General features: G+C 50.5%; 20 protein-coding genes. 2 read left to right on the forward strand and 18 right to left on the reverse strand.

The window, feature by feature from the left end; genetic code table 11:
• Positions 1–79 precede the first annotated feature (79 nt).
• From XI25_RS20695 to XI25_RS20710, 4 genes are all read right to left on the reverse strand, one after another.
• Positions 80–694: a DUF4367 domain-containing protein gene (locus XI25_RS20695; protein ID WP_046680041.1), complete on the reverse strand. Its 615-nt coding sequence runs from the start codon at positions 692–694 to the stop codon at positions 80–82.
• Positions 695–835: 141 nt separating this feature from the next.
• Positions 836–1,165, reverse strand: coding sequence for a hypothetical protein (locus XI25_RS20700; RefSeq protein WP_052759697.1), 330 nt, complete (start codon positions 1,163–1,165; stop codon positions 836–838).
• Positions 1,166–1,324: 159 nt separating this feature from the next.
• On the reverse strand, positions 1,325–1,981 hold the full coding sequence (locus tag XI25_RS20705; RefSeq protein ID WP_082112453.1) for a GAP family protein: 657 nt from the start codon (positions 1,979–1,981) through the stop codon (positions 1,325–1,327).
• Positions 1,978–2,757: a MerR family transcriptional regulator gene (locus XI25_RS20710; protein WP_046680043.1), complete on the reverse strand. Its 780-nt coding sequence runs from the start codon at positions 2,755–2,757 to the stop codon at positions 1,978–1,980. Before XI25_RS20710 ends, XI25_RS20705 begins: the two co-directional genes overlap by 4 nt.
• A gap of 199 nt (positions 2,758–2,956) precedes the next feature.
• Between XI25_RS20710 and XI25_RS35105 the strand changes: the two genes are divergently transcribed.
• Positions 2,957–3,205: a MerR family transcriptional regulator gene (locus XI25_RS35105; protein WP_235440040.1), complete on the forward strand. Its 249-nt coding sequence runs from the start codon at positions 2,957–2,959 to the stop codon at positions 3,203–3,205.
• Positions 3,206–3,219: 14 nt separating this feature from the next.
• On the forward strand, positions 3,220–3,777 hold the full coding sequence (locus XI25_RS20715) for a GyrI-like domain-containing protein (RefSeq protein ID WP_235440045.1): 558 nt from the start codon (positions 3,220–3,222) through the stop codon (positions 3,775–3,777).
• 106 nt (positions 3,778–3,883) lie between these two features.
• Here XI25_RS20715 and XI25_RS20720 read toward each other — a convergent pair whose 3' ends face one another.
• From XI25_RS20720 to panB, 14 genes are all read right to left on the reverse strand, one after another.
• Positions 3,884–4,645: a DnaD domain-containing protein gene (locus XI25_RS20720; RefSeq protein WP_046680044.1), complete on the reverse strand. Its 762-nt coding sequence runs from the start codon at positions 4,643–4,645 to the stop codon at positions 3,884–3,886.
• A gap of 15 nt (positions 4,646–4,660) precedes the next feature.
• On the reverse strand, positions 4,661–5,956 hold the full coding sequence (gene asnS, locus XI25_RS20725) for an asparagine--tRNA ligase (RefSeq protein ID WP_046680045.1): 1,296 nt from the start codon (positions 5,954–5,956) through the stop codon (positions 4,661–4,663).
• A 20-nt stretch (positions 5,957–5,976) separates the two neighbouring features.
• Positions 5,977–7,191 (reverse strand): acetate/propionate family kinase, encoded by a 1,215-nt coding sequence (locus XI25_RS20730; protein ID WP_046680046.1) that lies wholly within the window; start codon positions 7,189–7,191, stop codon positions 5,977–5,979.
• On the reverse strand, positions 7,188–8,126 hold the full coding sequence (locus XI25_RS20735) for a 3-hydroxyacyl-CoA dehydrogenase family protein (protein ID WP_327204836.1): 939 nt from the start codon (positions 8,124–8,126) through the stop codon (positions 7,188–7,190). Before XI25_RS20735 ends, XI25_RS20730 begins: the two co-directional genes overlap by 4 nt.
• Before the next feature lie 71 nt (positions 8,127–8,197).
• The gene (locus XI25_RS20740; RefSeq protein WP_046680048.1) at positions 8,198–9,700 is read right to left on the reverse strand and encodes an AAA family ATPase; all 1,503 of its coding nucleotides are present in this window, start codon (positions 9,698–9,700) and stop codon (positions 8,198–8,200) included.
• Positions 9,693–10,226: a hypothetical protein gene (locus XI25_RS20745; RefSeq protein ID WP_046680049.1), complete on the reverse strand. Its 534-nt coding sequence runs from the start codon at positions 10,224–10,226 to the stop codon at positions 9,693–9,695. Before XI25_RS20745 ends, XI25_RS20740 begins: the two co-directional genes overlap by 8 nt.
• A 248-nt stretch (positions 10,227–10,474) precedes the next feature.
• Entirely contained in the window at positions 10,475–10,966 is a 492-nt protein-coding gene (locus XI25_RS20750) for a cell wall elongation regulator TseB-like domain-containing protein (RefSeq protein WP_235440046.1), read from the reverse strand.
• Positions 10,967–11,017: 51 nt separating this feature from the next.
• Complete coding sequence (locus tag XI25_RS20755; protein ID WP_046680051.1) at positions 11,018–12,319, reverse strand: amidohydrolase; 1,302 nt, start codon at positions 12,317–12,319, stop codon at positions 11,018–11,020.
• Positions 12,294–12,959, reverse strand: coding sequence for a redox-sensing transcriptional repressor Rex (locus tag XI25_RS20760; RefSeq protein ID WP_046680052.1), 666 nt, complete (start codon positions 12,957–12,959; stop codon positions 12,294–12,296). The genes XI25_RS20755 and XI25_RS20760 overlap by 26 nt, the downstream gene beginning before the upstream one ends.
• 41 nt (positions 12,960–13,000) lie before the next feature.
• Positions 13,001–15,868, reverse strand: coding sequence for an ATP-dependent DNA helicase DinG (dinG, locus tag XI25_RS20765; RefSeq protein ID WP_046680053.1), 2,868 nt, complete (start codon positions 15,866–15,868; stop codon positions 13,001–13,003).
• Positions 15,869–16,049: 181 nt separating this feature from the next.
• Positions 16,050–16,679 carry a tetratricopeptide repeat protein gene (locus tag XI25_RS20770; RefSeq protein WP_046680054.1) on the reverse strand — a complete coding sequence of 210 codons (630 nt, stop codon included), beginning with the start codon at positions 16,677–16,679 and terminating at the stop codon, positions 16,050–16,052.
• 120 nt (positions 16,680–16,799) lie between these two features.
• Complete coding sequence (gene panD / locus XI25_RS20775; RefSeq protein WP_046680055.1) at positions 16,800–17,183, reverse strand: aspartate 1-decarboxylase; 384 nt, start codon at positions 17,181–17,183, stop codon at positions 16,800–16,802.
• On the reverse strand, positions 17,176–18,066 hold the full coding sequence (panC, locus tag XI25_RS20780; RefSeq protein WP_046680056.1) for a pantoate--beta-alanine ligase: 891 nt from the start codon (positions 18,064–18,066) through the stop codon (positions 17,176–17,178). Before panC ends, panD begins: the two co-directional genes overlap by 8 nt.
• The gene (panB, locus tag XI25_RS20785; protein ID WP_046680057.1) at positions 18,063–18,947 is read right to left on the reverse strand and encodes a 3-methyl-2-oxobutanoate hydroxymethyltransferase; all 885 of its coding nucleotides are present in this window, start codon (positions 18,945–18,947) and stop codon (positions 18,063–18,065) included. The genes panC and panB overlap by 4 nt, the downstream gene beginning before the upstream one ends.
• Positions 18,948–19,191: the final 244 nt, after the last annotated feature.

Raw genomic sequence — 19,191 nt, forward strand, 5'->3', positions numbered from 1 at the left:
ATCTATTCCCCAGTATACAATAAAACCCGGCACCATTTCCGGTGCCGGGTTGTGATGGTTGCTGGCATGAGAATTATATTTAGCGGATGAAAGCTTCCGCTATCCTCAGCAACTCTTCTTTTGTTAAATTGCTTTTGATGCTGTTTGATATGAAGTATTGGAGATTGTTTTTCTCGTCAACCCAACTTAGCCCTTGCTTAGTATGGCTATTCCCGTAGCGAATGTAGATCATATCCTGTCCCTTTAGGGTAAGCTTTTCGACGTGATCCTCATCTGTATACTTCAACTCTTGTTTTTCCGTAATTCCGCCGCGCATTACCGCATTTACCGTTATATAATCTTCCTGGTCCCGGCCTTTGACATAATGGAGGCTAACCTGCTTCCATCTTGAAGATTCCAGCTTTTTAATAAACACTTTCTTATGATTCGTTGAAACTTCAGCCTGCCGGATCAGCTCATTTTGAATTTTATAATAGGTTGCTGAAGGCCCATGATCATTAAACAATCCCGAAAGACCCATATTGGACAAGTTCCCCTCTTTAAAGGAATAGTCTTTCAGGAGACGAAATGGATAATCGGTATTGGGCATCCCTTGCTTTCGGGCTTCTGCCTGAAACGTAGAAAGTGTTCCCAGAGAAAGAGTACCTGAAGAAAAGTTCAGCAGTGTATCCTTTCCGTAGATCTCTCTCTTCAAGTCGTTAATTTCCTTATCATGGATATGGTAAAAGTCATTAGGTATAACACATGGTTTTCTAGAAAAGGGACAACGTTTTCTTAACTAGTTCTGAAAATAGTCAGCAAACAACCGCATGCGGTCAAGAAATGAAGCAGGAATTCATGCGATGCTGTCCTGATCTTTTATGGCTTCGCCCCGAACACGCTCCATAAAATCAAACACAACCTTCCGATTATTTTTGGTTCCCATCAGCTTCACCATGATTTTGCCCAGCCAGTTAACCCCTTTGTTCTGACCGCTATATATGAATCGGGTATGTCTGTCATCCACTTTAATGAGAGTAAAGGATGCTTCAATCTCAAATATTCTCGCTAAAGTAAACCCGATTTTGTTATGTTTTTTGTCAGGTGTATTTTCGTATTCGAGATCTACTACAATATAGGTCTCAATATTGGCCTCAATGATCGTCTCTTCTTTCCATTGGATCATCAAAATTCTCCTTACCTGTCTTTTAGTCATCTTTCGTTATCTTAAGCTTTATACGTGAATCCTGTTTTCTATAATTAGCATACCACTGCCTCTCGGTATTTATCGTTTCCTATGATGAGCATTCATTTTAACGATCGCTCCAAGATTCTCGCTAAAAAGTTACAAATTATCGATGCTGTTTAGCAGCAGGATAAGCCCGGCAATGCACATAATCCAGGAAAGTGCCGAGCCGGAGCTTTTGGCGATTTTTATTCGAAACTTCTCCAAAGGTCTCTGCATCTTGCGGCCAAATACGAGATGAAGTCCAAACAGCAACAACGGCGGTAGAATCATAATGAAATTATACGCAACCAAAATGGGTGCCCACTGAACGATCGGCAATTGCGCAGCGGTCATAAGCCCAATCGCCGCAAAATAAGGCAGTGCCGTCGCCACTTCAATCAATGAAGTGGTAAGTCCGAGCCCGATCATCGCACCGATGCTTTTTGATTTTGGACGGCGCGGTTCGGTTGTTTTCTCCGTAGTGACATAAAAACTGCCGATAAATAAGGCTCCTCCAACTATAGCCATGAGCCAGCTTACCGTCCGATTCTGAAGAACGTTAGATACCGATTCAAAAACGACATCTAAACCCAGCATCAGCGAAACGCCAACGAAGAAGTAAAATCCCGCCACCGTTATCAAATAAACTAATAAACGTGGGACAAGCCGGTCCCTCTCAGAGATTAGTAAATATACGGTTACTCCTAGCGTGGCTGGACTAAGCGTATCTAACAGCGATAATGCCCCAACGGAGAGAAGCAGTTCTATGGTCAAGATCCTTCCTCCTGTTCAGGCTGTTGTTCCTTGCGAGCCGTATAAATATCGAATGCTTGCCCCATCAATTCAAGAAGCTCCTGTTCAATCGGATATAGACCCATTTGCTCGGATAGATCCGGCGAATTTCTGATATCCCATAACTTTTCGATAAAAGTGTCTTCATCCTTAAAGGTTTCCAATCGTTTTTCGTCCATTCGTCCTACGATTCGTTGAACCTCGGACGATTTCGGTCCGTCTTTCATATGCCTTTTGAGTTGTCCCAGCAAAGCGATCCATTCCAGAGAGTCGGGATCATCGCTGTTCATGTTAGGAAGCAGACTCAGCAATTCCTTTTCGCGGTCTTCAAACATCTGATTACGGAACGCTTGCCTCAACGCCGGTTCGCTTCCGGACAGCTGGATAAGTTTTTGAATAACCGTCCAACTCGTTTCTCCTTCCAACGCGATACTATGAAGCAGCTCCCGCAAAGCAGACTCTATTTGCCTCAACCTTTTTTGTTCATTTAGAACATAGTCTAATTGATTTTTCAAACTGGTTGACCAATTCCATTCCCGGTTCTTGAGCATGTCCGAAATTTCCTGGAGACTGAAGCCTAAGCTTTTTAAAAATTGAATCTGCTGCAGCTTCTTCAGATCTTCATCGCTATACATCCGGTGTTTCCCCTGTGTCCTCGCTGAAGGGATCAGTAAACCGATCTGATCATAGTAACGCAGCGTTCTGACGGTTATGCCCGTCTGTTTTGTTATTTCTTGAATGGGAATCGATTCAAACACCTGCTTCCTACTCTTATCGTATAAGCCGATTATACAAGGTGACGCAACGTCATTTTCAACCCCTTTTCATGTAAAAAAGAAATACCAGAGCGAAAATTTTTTTTAAAAAAATGATTAGCGTTATTGACTCTACCATAATGGTATACATCATACTCAAGATGAGCTCAGGCAAAATACCGCGGTGGAAGGAAGATCGTGCATGTTTCGAATAGGTGATTTCTCCAAACTGTCGAGGGTCAGTATACGGATGCTCCGACACTACGATGAAATGGGTTTGCTTGTACCCGAATACGTGGATGAAATGACAGGATATCGTTATTACAAGGCAGGACAGCTCGTGCTCGCGAACCGAATCCGTTCATTAAAGGATATGGGCTTTAGCCTTGCGTTGATCGGGTCGATTTTGAAGGAATACGGCGATGCGAGAGTCTTCGAAAACATCTTTTGATTCAACAAGCGCAAATGAAGGAACAAGAACAATTATTAAAGGGCAGGTTGTCGATCATTCAGACAGCGATCCAACAACTCGGAAAGGATGGTTTACCTATGAAATACAATGTTACCCTTAAAGAAATTAGTTCAAGATATGTAGCGAGCCTTCGCAAAATCATTCCAACGTATAATCAAGAGGGGCTGTTGTGGAACCAGCTCATGGAAGAAACAAGAGGGTATCGGCTTCAACTTGCAGAACCTCGAATGAGCCTCGCGGTATTTCATGATGAAGGCTATAAAGAAGCGGATGTGGACGTTGAGATACAGATTTCTGTTATCGGCCCTTACCAGGACACGGAGCATGTCCGTTTCAAGCAAGTTCCTGAGCAGCTGGTGACATCCACCATGATTGAAGGAAGCTACGAACAATTGGGAGCTGCGAATGAAGTGATTGCGGCATGGATCTCGGGCAATCAATATGAAATAAACGGCCCTATGTTTAACATTTATCATGTCGGTCCGGGGACTGAACCGAATCCGGATCTATGGGTAACGGAGTTGTGTTATCCGGTAAAAAAGAAATCGTGAGAGTTTAAGCCGCGTATCGACATGCTAAGAAGAAGCAAGCCGTTCACCCGATGATGAATATCAGGCTTCCCAGAAAAAAAAGCACGTCCACTCAAGGACGTGCTTTTCATGATCTGCCTATGTTTCTGAACTTTTGGGTATATGCCTTGGCATCCTGAGCCGTGCGCACTCGGTTCCGGCTCCATTCCAGCAAGATCCGGTCGATGTACCGGAAATGCACTTTTCCGGCAAACACCGCTTCTTTCAGAGCAAGCAGGATCAGTTCGTCGGGATACCGGTCCTGATCCACCCAGCCGGAGATCGTCTCCAGCTCCATGGGAGACAGCGGACGGCCGAATTCTTTCTCGAATATGGAAAAGAGATTCCGTTCCTCTTGAACCGGCGACGACACGTTCGATGCCGGCGTAAAGCTGCGGTGCGAAGGGGCCGAAGGGACCAGCGTGCTCCGCTCGCCCGGCGTTCCGGCGCTTTCGCTGTTTCCGCTGCGGCTGTCTTCGGCCAAGCAGCGTCCCAGCTCTTCATATACCCCGCTCAAGTTATATCGTTCAAATTGGATCCCGCGTTCGTGATCCACATGTTCGTCTATCCCGAGCAGGCCTTTTTTCATCAGTCTCTGCAAAGCCATTGCAATCGATTCTGCCGAGGCTCCGGTAACATGCTGCAGCTCTTCCAACGAGGGAAAAGCCTTGAACTCCACCTGTTGAAACCCGATCAAATGAATGAGCAGCATGCAGTCGTTCCCGCTTAACCCGAGCGTCCGGTAATAGCGGAGCAAGGCATACGGAATCAGGGCAGTACCCTGATTCATTCCGGCTGCGGCACCGGCTGCCCAGGCTTTAACTTCGTCGCCGGCATTGGGCCGGTTCAAACTTCTGTCCTCCACTTACGGATACAGCCGGTACAGGGTGCGAGGGAATGGAATGGTTTCACGCACGTGATCCAGGCCGCAGATCCACGCAACGGTCCGCTCCAGTCCGAGACCGAAGCCGGCATGCGGAACGGTTCCGTATGTTCTGAGGTCCATGTACCACTGGTAGGTTTCCATGGACAGATGATGCTCTTTAAACCGCTCTTCCAGAAGTTTCGGATCGTCGATGCGCTGCGAGCCTCCGATAATCTCGCCATAGCCTTCCGGCGCGATCATATCGGCGCAGAGAACGACTTCCGGACGATTCGGATCCGGCTTCATATAGAAAGCCTTGATGCTTGCAGGGTAATGCGTAATGAACACGGGCTTCTCGTATTTCTCCGCGATTGCCGTTTCATGCGGCGCGCCAAAATCCTCGCCCCAGGATATTTCATGGCCTTCCGACTGCAGGAATTCGATAGCCTCGTCGTAGGTGATGCGAGGGAATGGAGCCTGGATGGCTTCCAGCTTGGATATGTCGCGTCCTACGGCTTCCAGCTCCTGCCGGCAGTTTTTCACGACCGATTGCACCACATGGCTGATGAAGTTTTCCTGAACGCGGAGGCTTTCCTCGTGATCCGTAAACGCCATTTCCGGCTCGATCATCCAGAACTCGATCAGGTGACGGCGGGTTTTGGATTTTTCGGCACGGAACGTCGGTCCGAAGGAGTATACTTTTCCCAGCGCCATGGCAGCCGCTTCCATGTAAAGCTGTCCGCTTTGCGTAAGATAAGCGTCCTCGTCGAAATATTTCGTGTGGAACAGGTTTGTCGTTCCTTCCGCGGAGGTCGGCGTCAGGATCGGCGGATCCACGAGCGTAAAGCCGTTCGTATCAAAGAATTCCTGAATCGCACGGATAATTTCGGCACGAATAACCATGATTGCGCGCTGCTTCTGCGTACGGAGCCACAAATGACGGTGATCCATCAAATAATCCACGCCATGCTCCTTCGGCGTAATCGGATAATTCTCGGTCAAATGGATGATCTCGATGCCGGTAACGGTCAGCTCATAGCCTGATTGGCTGCGCGGCTCCTCCCGGATTACGCCTGTAACATACAAGGAGCTTTCCTGGGTCAGGCTCTTCGCATCGTTCCAGACCTGCTCCGAAACCTCGTTTTTCACTACAACGCCCTGGATATACCCGGTCCCGTCCCGGAGCTGAAGAAATTGAATTTTCCCGCTGGAACGCTTGTTGTTAATCCAGGCGCCGATCGTCACGGTCTCCCCAACGTGCCGGCTGACTTGACGAATGACACTTTTCGTGGCCATGCATTAATCTCTCCCTTTAACTACTCTTTACTGTTTGCCGTTTGCACGATGCGGTGCGTATCCCTTGCGATAACCAGTTCCTCGTTGGTTGGGATGACAAGCACTTCCACTTTGGAGTTGGCGGAAGAAATGCGGCGCGGATCTCCGGAACGCACTTTGTTCAACTCCTCATCCAGTTCAACGCCGAGGTAGGTCAGCTGCTCCAATACTTTTTGACGCAGAACAACGGAGTTCTCACCGACACCGGCGGTAAATACAATAACGTCCACACCGTTCATGGCCGCTGCGTAGGACCCGATATATTTGCGCAAACGGTATTCGTACATTTCGAAAGCAAGCGTGGAATTAGGTTCTCCCTTTTCCATGCCCTCCGTAATTTCCCGCATGTCGCTGCTGATGCCCGAGATGGCGAGCAGACCGCTGTGCTTGTTCAGCATCGAGTTCACTTCGTTGACCGTCAATTCTTCCTTGTTCATCACGTAAGGAACGATGGCAGGATCGAGATCGCCGCTCCGCGTGCCCATCATCAGGCCTTCCAGCGGAGTCATGCCCATGGAGGTGTCGATCGACTTGCCGCCTTGGACGGCCGTAATCGACGCTCCGTTGCCGATATGGCAGGTAATGATCTTCAGGTCCTCGATCGGACGGTTCAGGAATTCGGCAGCCGTTTCGCTCACATACTCATGGGACGTCCCGTGAGCGCCGTAACGGCGGACTTTATATTTATTATAAAGAACTCTTGGAATAGCGTACAGATATGATTTTTCCGGCATGGTCTGATGGAAGGCCGTATCGAATACCACGACCTGCGGAACGCCGGGCATATTCGTCTCCGCCGCTTTGATCCCCATCATGGAAGCAGGGTTATGCAGCGGCGCCAAGTCGAACAGACGGCGGATTTCCGCTTTGGCCGGTCCGTCGACCAGAGCCGACTCCTTGAAGTATTCGCCCCCGTGAACGACGCGGTGTCCCACGGCCTGAATCTCGTCGATGGAAGAGATCACGCCGTGCTCTTCATGGATCAGCATGCCGAGTACTTTACGGATTGCCGTGGTATGCTCCAAGATCTCGCTAACCTCCGTCACGTCCTGCTTGCCGGTCGGTTTATGGGTCAGGATCGAGGAATCCATGCCGATCCGTTCCACCAGTCCTTTCGCCAGAACCGACTCATCCGTCATATCGTACAGCTGGTATTTCAGCGAGGAGCTCCCTGCGTTAATTACGAGAATTTTCATATCCGGTCACCATCCTTGTCGTACTTGAAAAAGCCTTCTCCGGTTTTCACGCCGAGATGTCCCGCGCGGACCATTTTTTTGATCACGATGGACGGACGGTACTTCAGCTCGCCGAATTCGCGGAACATCCGCTCCAGCGCGGCCAATACGGAATCCAAACCGAAGCGGTCGGCCATTTCAAGCGGTCCGTACTGAAAGCTGTATCCGATTCTCATCGCGTCATCGATATCCTCGGCGGAAGCCACCCCTTCCTGAAGCAGATGCAGCGCTTCGTTTATGAGAAGGCAAATCATGCGGCTCGAGACAAAGCCTGGCGATTCATACACCATGATGCCTTTTTTCTCCACAACCTCTTCCACAAAACGTTTCGTTTCCGCGAACGTGTTTTCAGAGGTTTTCAGACCGCGGATGATTTCTACCAAATCTACTTTCGATACGGGATGTATGAAGTGCATGCCAATAACCCGCTCCGGATACATGGTCGAGCTTGCAAGCTCGGTCAAGCTAAGCGAGGAGGTGTTGCTGGCGAGTATAATATTGCTTGGGCATACCTGGTCGAGCTGTGCAAACACTTGCTTTTTCGCTTCCAGATCCTCCGTGATCGTCTCGATGACCATATCGCAGGCGCTGAGTTCCGCAAAGTGAGTTACTTTTTGGATCCGGCTCAGAATCAGCTTTTTCTCAGCAAGCGTAATCCCCCATTTTTCAAGCTGTTTGTCGAGGCTCGTTTCAATCATTCCATACGAATATTCAAGCTTTTCGGGGGTTTTCTCTACCAGCATCACGTCAAGACCTTTGGCAGCCAGCATTTCGGCAATGCCTTGCCCCATGGTTCCTCCGCCGATCACGCCGATTTTTTTGAAGTTCATGGTTTTTCGTTCCACCCTTTCCTGATCTCTATACTCTATTGTACCCTTCTTTGTCGAAAAATACATTTATACAGGCACAAGATATAATAATATCTTAGCATGAGAAAAAAGTAAAAAAAAATAACCAGCATAACAATTTATGCTGGTAAAAGGGCATTTTCACGAAATTGACATCGGAATTGCTCGCCCGACAATATTTCTTCCCTCATCAGGATATCGAGAGAATTGTCGAAAATTGGCCGATTTTGTTCAAGCATATGCTTTGTCCGGTTCATCAAGTCTTCCAAAATCTGATTGTTCTCTTTCATCAGCTCTTCGGTGGTTACCATATTCATGTTGATGATGCCGAGAGAGGTAAGCCCGGACTTCATCATGGTCTCCACGATGCTCAGCGACTGCTCGAAGTCGTTGCTTGAACCCGTGCTGCGGCCGCCGTAGTACATCTCTTCCGCTGCCGCCCCGCCGAGTGCGATCATGATCTGTTCTTCGAGGAACGATTTCGTGTACAGGTACTGCTCCTGCTGGGGATTGTGGCGGACATAACCGAGTGCCTTGCCGCGCGGGCTCAGAGCAACCTGCTTTACGCTGCCCGGGCGTACCAGCTCAGCCATAATCGCATGGCCGAGTTCGTGAATGGCGACCCTCTTTTTCTCTTCCAGATTGGATTCGCGGTCAGAGCGTTCGCCCATCATCACTTTATCGATCGCCAAGGAAAGATGGCGCTGATGAATCGATTCCTCGTTCTCGCGCATCGTATAAATCGCAGCTTCGTTCATCATGCTTTCGAGCTGGGCCCCGGAGAAGCCGTAAGCCTCTTCCGCGATTTTCTCCAAGTCCACGTCCGGATGAAGAGGTTTGTTCGCGGCATGCAAATTCAAAATGTGGAGACGTCCCTTTTTATCCGGGAGGTCCACCTGAATATGGCGGTCAAACCGACCCGGACGGAGCAGTGCGCCGTCCAGCATTTCCTTGCGGTTGGTTGCGGCAATAACCAAAAGCCGGGGAGCATCGGCAGAGTAAATTCCATCCATCTCCGTTAACAGCTGGTTCAGCGTCTGATCGTATTCCCGCTGCTGACCGCCCTCGCGTTTGCCTCCGATGACGTCGATCTCGTCTATGAAAATAATCGCGCTTTGCTTGTTCTCTTTAGCCGCACGGGTGCGCGCTTCTTTGAACAGTTCGCGGATGCGGCCGGCCCCGACGCCGACGTACATCTCCACGAATTCGCTGCCGGACGCGGCGACGAATACGGAGTTGGTATAGTGGGCCGCCGCTTTGGCCATCAGGGTTTTGCCCGTTCCCGGAGGCCCCGTGAGCAAAATTCCTTTCAGCGGACGAATGCCGAATTTTTTGATCTCTTCGTGACGGATCAGAAAATCGAGTGCTTCGCGCAGCTCCTGCTTCGCATTATCCTGTCCGCCGATTTCTTCGAATGTCAATTTTGCCGGCCCGCTCTTGTTGCGCTTGCGCTCGCCCCCGGCACCGACGGCGATGCCGCCCTTCATTTTTACGATGAAAAGCAGGGCCCCCACAAGCATGGCTGCGATCAGAATGGGAACCACATTGAAACCGATGAAGGCAAGAAACACGAACAAAACGGGAATGAACCCGATGACTACTTCTTTGGTCCACTTAGGCATGGTTCCACACCTCCACTTTGCCGGGCTGACGCGGCAGGATTATAAATTTGCCCGTCTTTCCGTCGGAAAGACTTACGTAAACGTTCTGATCATCGATTTGGGCACTGGCTTTCAATCCGGGCGAATCTTTCGCCAATCGCTCAAGAGACGATAGAATATCCGTATACTGTCTGTTGTCCATCGCTTCCGCCACGGACAGCATGGCATCCTCCCACCATTTGTTCAAAGTTTCCGAAGAATGGTCCACAACCTCAATTTTCAATTGACGCTTGCCTATGACGCTCTTTCCTTCTTTGTTTATATGTTCAACCAGACCACGCAAATCCGTTTCCGGTTCAAGATCAAGTTTCAACGAGACGGTATCCTGTTTAATATCAATTTGAGAGCTTTTGACACCCTCGTATTGCGACACCACTTGGTTCAACGGGGTTTGTACGGCCATTTGCCGATACAGGAACCATCCGCCGAACAACACCGATGCCGAGATTACGACCGACAGAACGATAGGAACAAAACGCTGCTTCAATGAAGTTCCTCCTTCTATTCCATAAATATATATAATTTGTATATCTCATTTGCATTCCGACAAGTATGCTATTTTGATACAAAAAAGAGTATATCATATTTTATATACTTTTTCATTTGCAGCTGTGAAAATATTTAAAACTATGATACTAAAATTAATCGTAAGCGTTTTCATATTTATGAACGATTAACACTCCATCAGAATCGATGGAGTGTTAATTTTTTCAAATATTGGGACCGTCGTGACTTTTACTGATTGGGAAGAACAATGTCATCCCCGATCGGCGTGCCGTCGCTAAACCGGTAAAAACGGTATTTTGTTTGATGATCAAGCTCGTAATGCAGCTGCCAGACATACTCGCCCTCATACATTCCGGGCAGCAAACGGTGGATCTCCGCGCCGGGCAGATCCTGCCGGATCTGCGCAAGCATCTGGGATTCCGAGCGTCCGCTGTCGATCGGGACCGCATGCACCGTCTCCTTGCCCCCTGCGGGCACCTTTTGCTCCGTAAATTTAACCCATACCATGAGGTCCTTCTGCTCTGCGTCCTTGCCCGCGACCACCCAGTAGATGCTGTCCTTGTCCCACACGGACCGGTACGTTTTATCCACCGCGTTCAGACCGCCGAACTGTCTGGCGGCTTCTACCGCCGCCTTTTCCTCGGTCCAAGTATCCGACATCACGTAGGAGTAGTAAATCTGGGCAACCAGCAGCAGAAGCAGAAACCCGGATATGCTCAAAAGAATCCACTTCGTTTTTTCTTCAATCCGCTTCCCTCGCTCCCTGACAGCCTAACGGGTCAGCAGGCGCTCAAAAGCACCCTGGGCTTCACGGCGGATTTTCTCTTCATCCAGGGTGAGACAAGCTCCGTTTTTCACGAGCTGCTTGCCGTCAACCCACACATGCTCCACGTCCTTGGCGCTGGCCGAGTATACCGCATGCGAAATGAAGTCCGTGTGCGGCAAGAAGTGGGCCTGATCGGTGTTCAGTGCGATAAAGTCCGCTTTCATCCCAGCAGCCAGCGTTCCTACGCCTTCAAGGAAGAGAGACTTAGCCCCATACTCGGTACCCATCCGCAGCGCTTCGGCGGCAGGGATGGCCGTAGGATCTCCGCTTACCCCTTTATGTATCAGGGCGGCCAGTCTCATTTCCTCGAACATATCCAAATTGTTGTTGCTCGCCGGTCCGTCCGTTCCCAGGGAGACGGTTACCCCTGCTTTTAACAGTTCCGGTACCCTGGCAACACCGCTGGCCAGCTTGAGGTTGCTTCCTGGATTATGGGATACGGCCACATTGTGGGCAGCCAGAATTTCGATTTCCTCATCCGTCAAATGCACTCCGTGAGCCACAAGCGCAGGACGCGAGAACACGCCCAGCCTTAGCAGATGAGCTACAGGACGCTCACCGTAATCCTTGACGTTTTGCTCCACCTCGGCTGCCGTTTCGGACATATGCGTATGCAGCGGCAGGTCCAGCTCATGCGCAATCTGCACGAATTTTTCGATATAATCCGGCGGGCAGGTGTACGGTGCGTGCGGAGAGATCATGGTGGTAATCCGTCCGTTCGCTTTACCATGCCAGTTCTTGGCAAACGCCGTGGCTTCCTCAAGCTTGTGTCTCTGCACATCCGGCGGGCAAAGTCCGATTACGCCCCGCGTAAGAACGCCTCGGATTCCCGATTGCTCCGTAACGGACGCAACCTGGTCCATGTGGTCATACATATCGAGGAACGTCGTCGTTCCGCCTTTAAGCATTTCCACAACGGAGAGTGAAGTCCCCCAATACACGTCGTCAGCGGTAAATTTGCCTTCCATCGGCCACATTTTTTCCTGCAGCCATACCTGGAGCACCAGATCGTCCCCGTAGCCTCTTAGAAGAGACATGGCCGTGTGTCCATGCGTATTGATCAGGCCCGGAAGGAAAAACAGATGCGTTCCGTCAATAACCTCCGTCCCTTCCTCAACCTGCGGCTCCTGTTCGCCGATATACGTAATGAGATCGTCCTCCACGACCATATATCCGCGCAGGACGTTTTTTTGGTTTTGCATAACCGCGAAGGTTCCGTTTTTAATGATCATTTTGCGTTTCTTCATTCCCGTCCTCCTCCTTTCCGTCTTCCAAATAATAGGCAAGGCTTTGCAGATCCGTCGTAAAATCTGCGGTATGAATCCGTATATTTGGCGGTGCTTTTAAAATCGTCGGCGCAAAGTTCAGAATCGCTTCGATGCCTGCGGATATAAGGCTGTCGGCTACGTTTTGAGCCTCGACATCGGGTACGGTAATGATGCCGATCCGAATGCCGTTCTTTTTAATCGTATCCGTCAGTTCCTCCATCGGCTGCACGACAAGGTTGTTGATTTTCGTTCCGATCTTGGGAGCATGTGCATCGAAGACAGCCACGATTTTCATGTTGTCCTTCAGAAAGGCATTGTAATTGGACAAGGCATGTCCCAGATTACCGGCACCCACGAGAACAACGTTGATCTTTTGGTCAAGCTTTAGGATATGGCGAATTTTTTCGATCAAATAGGAGACGTCGTATCCGATTCCTTTACGTCCGAAATCCCCGAAGTAGGCAAGATCTTTACGGATCTGTGCCGGGTTCAGATCAAGCCTTTGACCAAGCTCTTGGGAGGAGACCGTAGAGACTTCACGGTTGTGAAGCTCGTTCAAGTAGCGCAAATACACGGGCAGTCTACGAACCACGGCCTCCGATATTTTATCCGATTTCATGCGTGCTCCCCCTAATAGATAAACTATAAAATATTAAAAATTTATGATACGGACGTGTCGCCGTCATGAAGCCATTCCGAAATCCGGGAAACCATTTGGTCTGTCGTCATATGCTCCATTTTCGGACCAGGCAGCGAATACAAGAAGTATTTGCCGTAATACGATTCGATGACGCGAGTATCGTATACGATGACGATGCCCCGGTCCTGTGCCGTCCGCACAAGCCGTCCGAAGCCCTGTTTAAAACGGATAACGGCCTGAGGCACCGATAGCTTCATGAACGGATTTTTCTTTTGCTGCTGAAGCAGCTCGCTCTTCGCTTCCACAAGCGGATGATTGGGCGGCTGGAACGGCAGCCTTACGATGGCCAGGCATGTCAGCGCCTCTCCGGGAATGTCCACCCCTTCCCAAAAAGAACTAGTGCCCAGCAGTACCGATGCGCTGCTGTCCTGGAAGCGCCGGATCAGTTTCGTGCGGCTGGATCCGTCCATACCCTGGCCAAGCACGGCGATGTCGCTCGTCTGCAGCGCATCCTTCAGCGGTTCATATACCTGGCGCAGCATGCGGTATGAAGTAAACAGCACAAGCATCCGCCCGTGCGTGGCCGCTGCCGCGTCGGCAAGGGATTGGACCAGCGTATTCACGAACAGCGGATCCCCCACGGTACCTTTTACGCTTGGAAAATCCCGCGGTATCACGAGCAGCGCCTGATCACGGTAATTAAACGGCGACGGCAGCTGGACCGTATTCAATTGCCCTTGCTCGGCCGCTTCCTGAAGCCCCAGATTGTCGATCATGTATTGGAACGATTTATCGACCGACAAGGTTGCGGACGTTAGGATGACACTGCGCTTTTTGTCAAAAAACAGTTCTTTCAGCTGGGTGCTGACATCGACGGGAACGGCAAACAATTGCAGCGACTTGCTGCGGAAATTTCCGTTTGCCTCCATCCAGTACACCGTCTTTTCATGATCCAGCTTCATGAACAAGCGCAGATTTTCACGGTGTGACGCCAAGTCTTTAAACAAGCCGTTAAGATCCGTTATCAGGCTGTCCGCACTGTAATCATCAAGCTCTTCTCGGATTTCGGCCATCAGCTTATCCCCCTTGCGGGAAACGTCGCCAAGCGTCACATGAATCTGATTTTCGAGTTCTTCCAGCGTTCCCCAATCTTTGGGTTTCTTCGTCGGCGACAGGCGAAGCGTGAACTGACCCGCATCGGCAGGCGAAGCATCCCCGCGTTCCGGAAGAAGGCCGAACAAAAGATCGCAGAGACGGTCCCAGCTCTCTTTCACGGTCATCAGATCCGGAACCATCCGGTCGATGACAGAGGTCCACTCCGCGGCGCGTTCATGCGCCGAGGTCTGAAGCAGTAGGCGCAGGGAAGGCAGCTGCCCGCTGCGGCTGTCTTTGTATAGGCGCATTAATGTATGCACGATGGTGAAATACTTCATGCTTAGCCCCAAATGCTTGCCCGCCACCTCTTCCAGCTGATGGGCCTCGTCGATAATAAGGCGCTCATAAGAAGGCAAAAGCTGATGATTCGCTTTCACGTCCGTAAACAGCTTGGAGTGGTTGGTAATGACGACGTCGGCAATCCCCGCCTCGTGTTTCGCCCGATGATAGAAGCATTTCCGAAACCAGGGACAAGCTCTCCCCAAGCAGGAGTCCGAATCGCTGGATACCGTCTCCCAGAAGTCCCCGCTTCGGCCGCCAAGGTTCAGCTCCTCGTCGTCCCCGGTTTCCGTCAGCGTCAGCCAAACGATCATTTGAGCTGCGGTTATGATATCTTCCTTAGGTGTACTGAAGTCTCTCCTGTTTATTTTATGTTCAAATTTTCTCAAACACAAATAATGCTGTCTTCCCTTGAAGACGGCGGCTTTGAAGGGGAATGGAACAACCCTTGTCAGAAGCGGGATGTCCCGTTCGCGAAGCTGTTCCTGAAGGTTGATCGTGTGGGTGCTGACCATGACCTTCTGCTCATCCTTTACGCTTTGGTAGATGGACGGCAGAAGATAGCCCAGGGACTTGCCGGTCCCCGTTCCCGCTTCGATGAGAAGATGCTTGTTCTCATCAAGGGCCTTCATCACCTCGTCGAACATCATATCCTGGGCTTCCCGGCTTTCATACTGCGGAAGAACCTGTTTTAATTGATCGCGCACCTGCGACATATATTCCTCAAACGAAACGTTCTCCAGCGGATTTTTTTCCGAATCGTCACGGGCCGGGGCCATATTCGTCCAATCGTCAACCGCAAGCGCGAATTGCCGGTAAAAAATTTGGCCATCGCGGTCGTCGACGGGGTTGTTCTCCTTCTCGGCCCGGAGCCCGTCAAAAAACCACCCCAGGTCGCTGTCTTCATCGGCAAACAGATCGCTTAAACGTTGAATGGTCAACAGTGGAAGCTGATCAAGCTCCTCCAGGCATTTCAGCAGCACAAGGGCTGTAGCAAGGGCATCGCTGTCCGCCTGATGCGGACGGTCATGCTCCAGGCCGAAATGGGAGGATACCATCCCCAGCTGGTAGGTTGTGAGGGATGGAAAGCATATTTTCAAAAAATGTATCGTATCAAGAATCCGCCCGCTGAACGGGAGATAACCGCAGCGGTCCAGAGCGTTTTGCAGAAAGTTGAAATCAAACGCCACGTTATGACCAACCAATACCACATCGTCGAGCATGGGAACCAGCTCCATCATCATTTCCTCAAGGGAAGGCGCATCCGCCACATCGCTGTCGGAAATACCGGTCAGACCCGTGATAAACTCCGGAATCGGAATGCCCGGATTGACATATGAGCCGTACACCCGGGAAATGGTTCGATCCTCTTCGATGATAGCCAGCCCCACTTGTATAATTTCATCGGCTGACTGGTTGCCCGTGGTTTCAAAATCCAATACGGCATATTTCATCTTCGTATAAATCCCTTTCTTCCAGTCTAAATAACAGCATAACAGAAGTTGCGGCGTTTGAACATTCCGGCAAGCAGAAACCGCTCAGCATGAAGCCTCGATTATTTCCTTATCTCTGAACAGAAAAAAGACGATGCCACAGACTCGGCTCATCGAGCGGGCATCGCTTCAAGAAAAATATTCATAGCAGAGAGATCAAAGGACTTCCATACTGCAGATCGCCGCGTTTCTTGTGGCAGACCTCCAGGTTGATCAACGGATCGGGAAGCGTCGGATCGCTCTGTATCGCAAGCGTAAAATATTCCGACGCTTTGTCCGTGACTCCGTTTAAAGCCTGTATGCAGCCCAAGGCGTTGTAAATCATCGCCTTCAGCTTCTTCTCGTCGGCCAGCGGCAGGATCGATTGCAAATAACCCGAGGCCTCTGAGGTTTCCCCCAAATGAAGGTGCGCCATGGCCATATAAAGCCGGATCAGAAGGCTGTCCGGATAAACGGCTGCCGCGGCTTCGAACTGGGAGATCGCCGGCCTGAACATCAGCAATTTGTAATAGCCTTGACCGCGAATAAACGCATCCAGCTGCATTTCCGGCGATTCGGTCGGCGGGAACACCGGCGGCGAAGCGACGCTTTCACGGAATACCGCCATTCTCTCTTCGAAGCGGAGCCATTCGTCGATGATGCCCTCGCTCATTCTTTTCAGCATATTCCAGTTATGAATCAGCGCCTGTTTTCTGGGTCCGTGTGCGGAAGGGTAATGCTTCACGATTTCATCTAACATGTTGTTCATTTCGGCGAATACATGCTGAAACATGGACTGCATCCCACCCTTGGCATAAAAATGAGATCATCAGTGCGTCGACCTGTGTTCATTTTTTGTTAAAGGCCCCGATTTCATTCCGAAAATCATCGTTACATTTTGGAGGCGAAAGGTTTAAACGATGGTTGCATGAATTTCGCGGTATTCGGTAATGACCGGCTTGTTGTCGCCGTCAACGATCACCACCGTAGGCTTGTAATTTTCATATTCCTCTTTGGACATCATGGCATAGGAAATAATAATGACATTGTCTCCAGGCTGAACCAGGCGAGCCGCCGCGCCGTTCAGGCAAATGACGCCGCTGCCGCGCTCGCCCTTGATAACATAGGTCTCCAGGCGCGCTCCGTTATTATTGTTTACGATTTGTACCCTTTCATTCTCGAGCAAATCCGCCGCATCCATCAGGTTCTCGTCTATGGTGATGCTGCCGACATAGTTAAGGTTGGCCTCGGTCACCGTAGCACGGTGAATCTTGGATTTCATCATCGTTCTAAACATGAGAAATACCTTCTTTCGGTTGGAATAGGGCATTATCGATCAGTCGCGTCTTGCCAAAGCGGACCGCAAGGGCCATGATAACCATGCTGTCGACGCCGGTGATTTCAGCATCATCCGCAAGAACGGTAAGCTCCGGAAAAGTAAGCACGTCGGCGTAGTCGATATCAGCCATGGGTGCTTCGGAAATGATCTCGCGGAGAAGCTGGCGTGCGTCGCCCGCCGTTCTCAAGCTTCCGTTCCCCAGAAGTTCCGAAGCGGTTTTCAGGGAGCGGGAAAGCACCAAAGCCTGCTCGCGTTCCTCCGGCTTCAAATAGACATTGCGCGAGCTCAAAGCCAGTCCATCGCCTTCGCGTACGATGGGACAAGGTACGATCCGGACATCCATATTCAGGTCACGGACCATTTGTTCTATAACGGCAACCTGCTGGGCGTCCTTCATTCCGAAGAAAGCAAAGTCCGGTTTTACGATGTTGAACAGCTTATTGACCACGGTGGTGACTCCGTCAAAATGACCCGGTCTTGAAGCTCCGCACAGCAGCGATGTCAGCTCGGACACCGCAACTTTGGTTTTCGTCGGCTGGGGATACATTTCAGCCACATCCGGCAAAAACGCGATATCCACGCCTTGGGATTCGGCAAAAGCCAAATCCCTTGCCTCATCCCGGGGATAGGTCTCGAAATCCTCTCCCGGCCCGAACTGAATCGGATTAACGAAAATACTCAAAACAACCGTTCCCGATTGTTCCCGTGCCCGCTTCATGAGACTGCCGTGGCCCTCGTGCAAATAACCCATCGTCGGGACGAATCCCACCGGACCCTGGCCTAAGGCGCGGCGGCTTGCAAGCTCTTCGCGCAGTTCCCGAATCGTACGAATCACTTTCATTTCAGCCCCACCTTATCCTTCCCGTCGCCGTACAAGGAAGCCGGCTGGCGTTCCTTGTTAGAGGCCGATGTCGAAAAAACATGCTGTTCGGCCGGGAAAGAGCGTTCTTTTACTTCTTTAACGTATTGCGTGATCCCATCGCGAATGACCGTTCCAATATCGGCGTAAGTTTTGACGAATTTTTTCTCCCTGTAGGAGGAGGTATATTTCAGGACATCGTGGTACACAAGTACCTGGCCGTCACAGTGGCGCCCGGCTCCAATCCCGATGGTCGGGATACTCAAGGCTTTGCTGATTTCGGAAGCAGCCTCTTCCGTGACAAGCTCCAGAACAATCGCGAACGCACCGGCCGCTTCAAGGGCTTTGGCGTCATCCATGAGTCGCTTGGCGTCTTGGGCATCCTTGCCCTGCACCCGATAGCCCCCGATCTGATTCACGGATTGAGGCGTCAAGCCGATATGTCCCAGAACGGGCACCCCGGCCTGTACAATCCCTTTAACCGTATCCGCGATTTCGGCACCACCCTCCATTTTCACGGCATGGGCATGGCCCTCCTGCATCAAACGGCGCACGCTTCTGAAGGTTTCATCCAGACTGCCATGATAAGTCATAAACGGCAGATCCGCCACGATGAACGTCTGCTCCGCTCCGCGGGCAACGGCTCTTGTGTGATAAACCATATCTTCAATCGTAACGGGAATGGTCGAATCGTATCCCAAAACGACGTTTCCCAGGGAGTCCCCAACGAGAATCATATCCACTCCCGCTTCCTCGGCAAGCCGGGCGGAGGGATAATCATAGGCGGTAACCATGCTGATCGGTTCCCCGTCCTTTTTCATTCGTTTCATTTTCACAATGTTTAGCGGCTGTTTGCCTGCCATGTGACACAAGCCCCTTTCAAGTTAGTGTAAACACAACAAAAAAACCTTTTAGCATTTAGGCGCTAAAAAGGTCCGAAAGGCAAAAAAGAGTCACTTGCGATCGTCCCTTCTGTCTCGGTCCTTTCGGCTCAGAGCAGAATCCAACGTAACCGGCAATAGCAGTTATGAAGGTGTCCCTTAAAGCATTGATCCTGTTCGCAAGAGTGCAGTTCCGCTTAAGGGATACCGCCTCTTCAGAAACAGT

This window comes from Paenibacillus sp. DMB20, from assembly GCF_000987955.1.
Lineage (GTDB): Bacteria > Bacillota > Bacilli > Paenibacillales > Paenibacillaceae > Paenibacillus_AQ.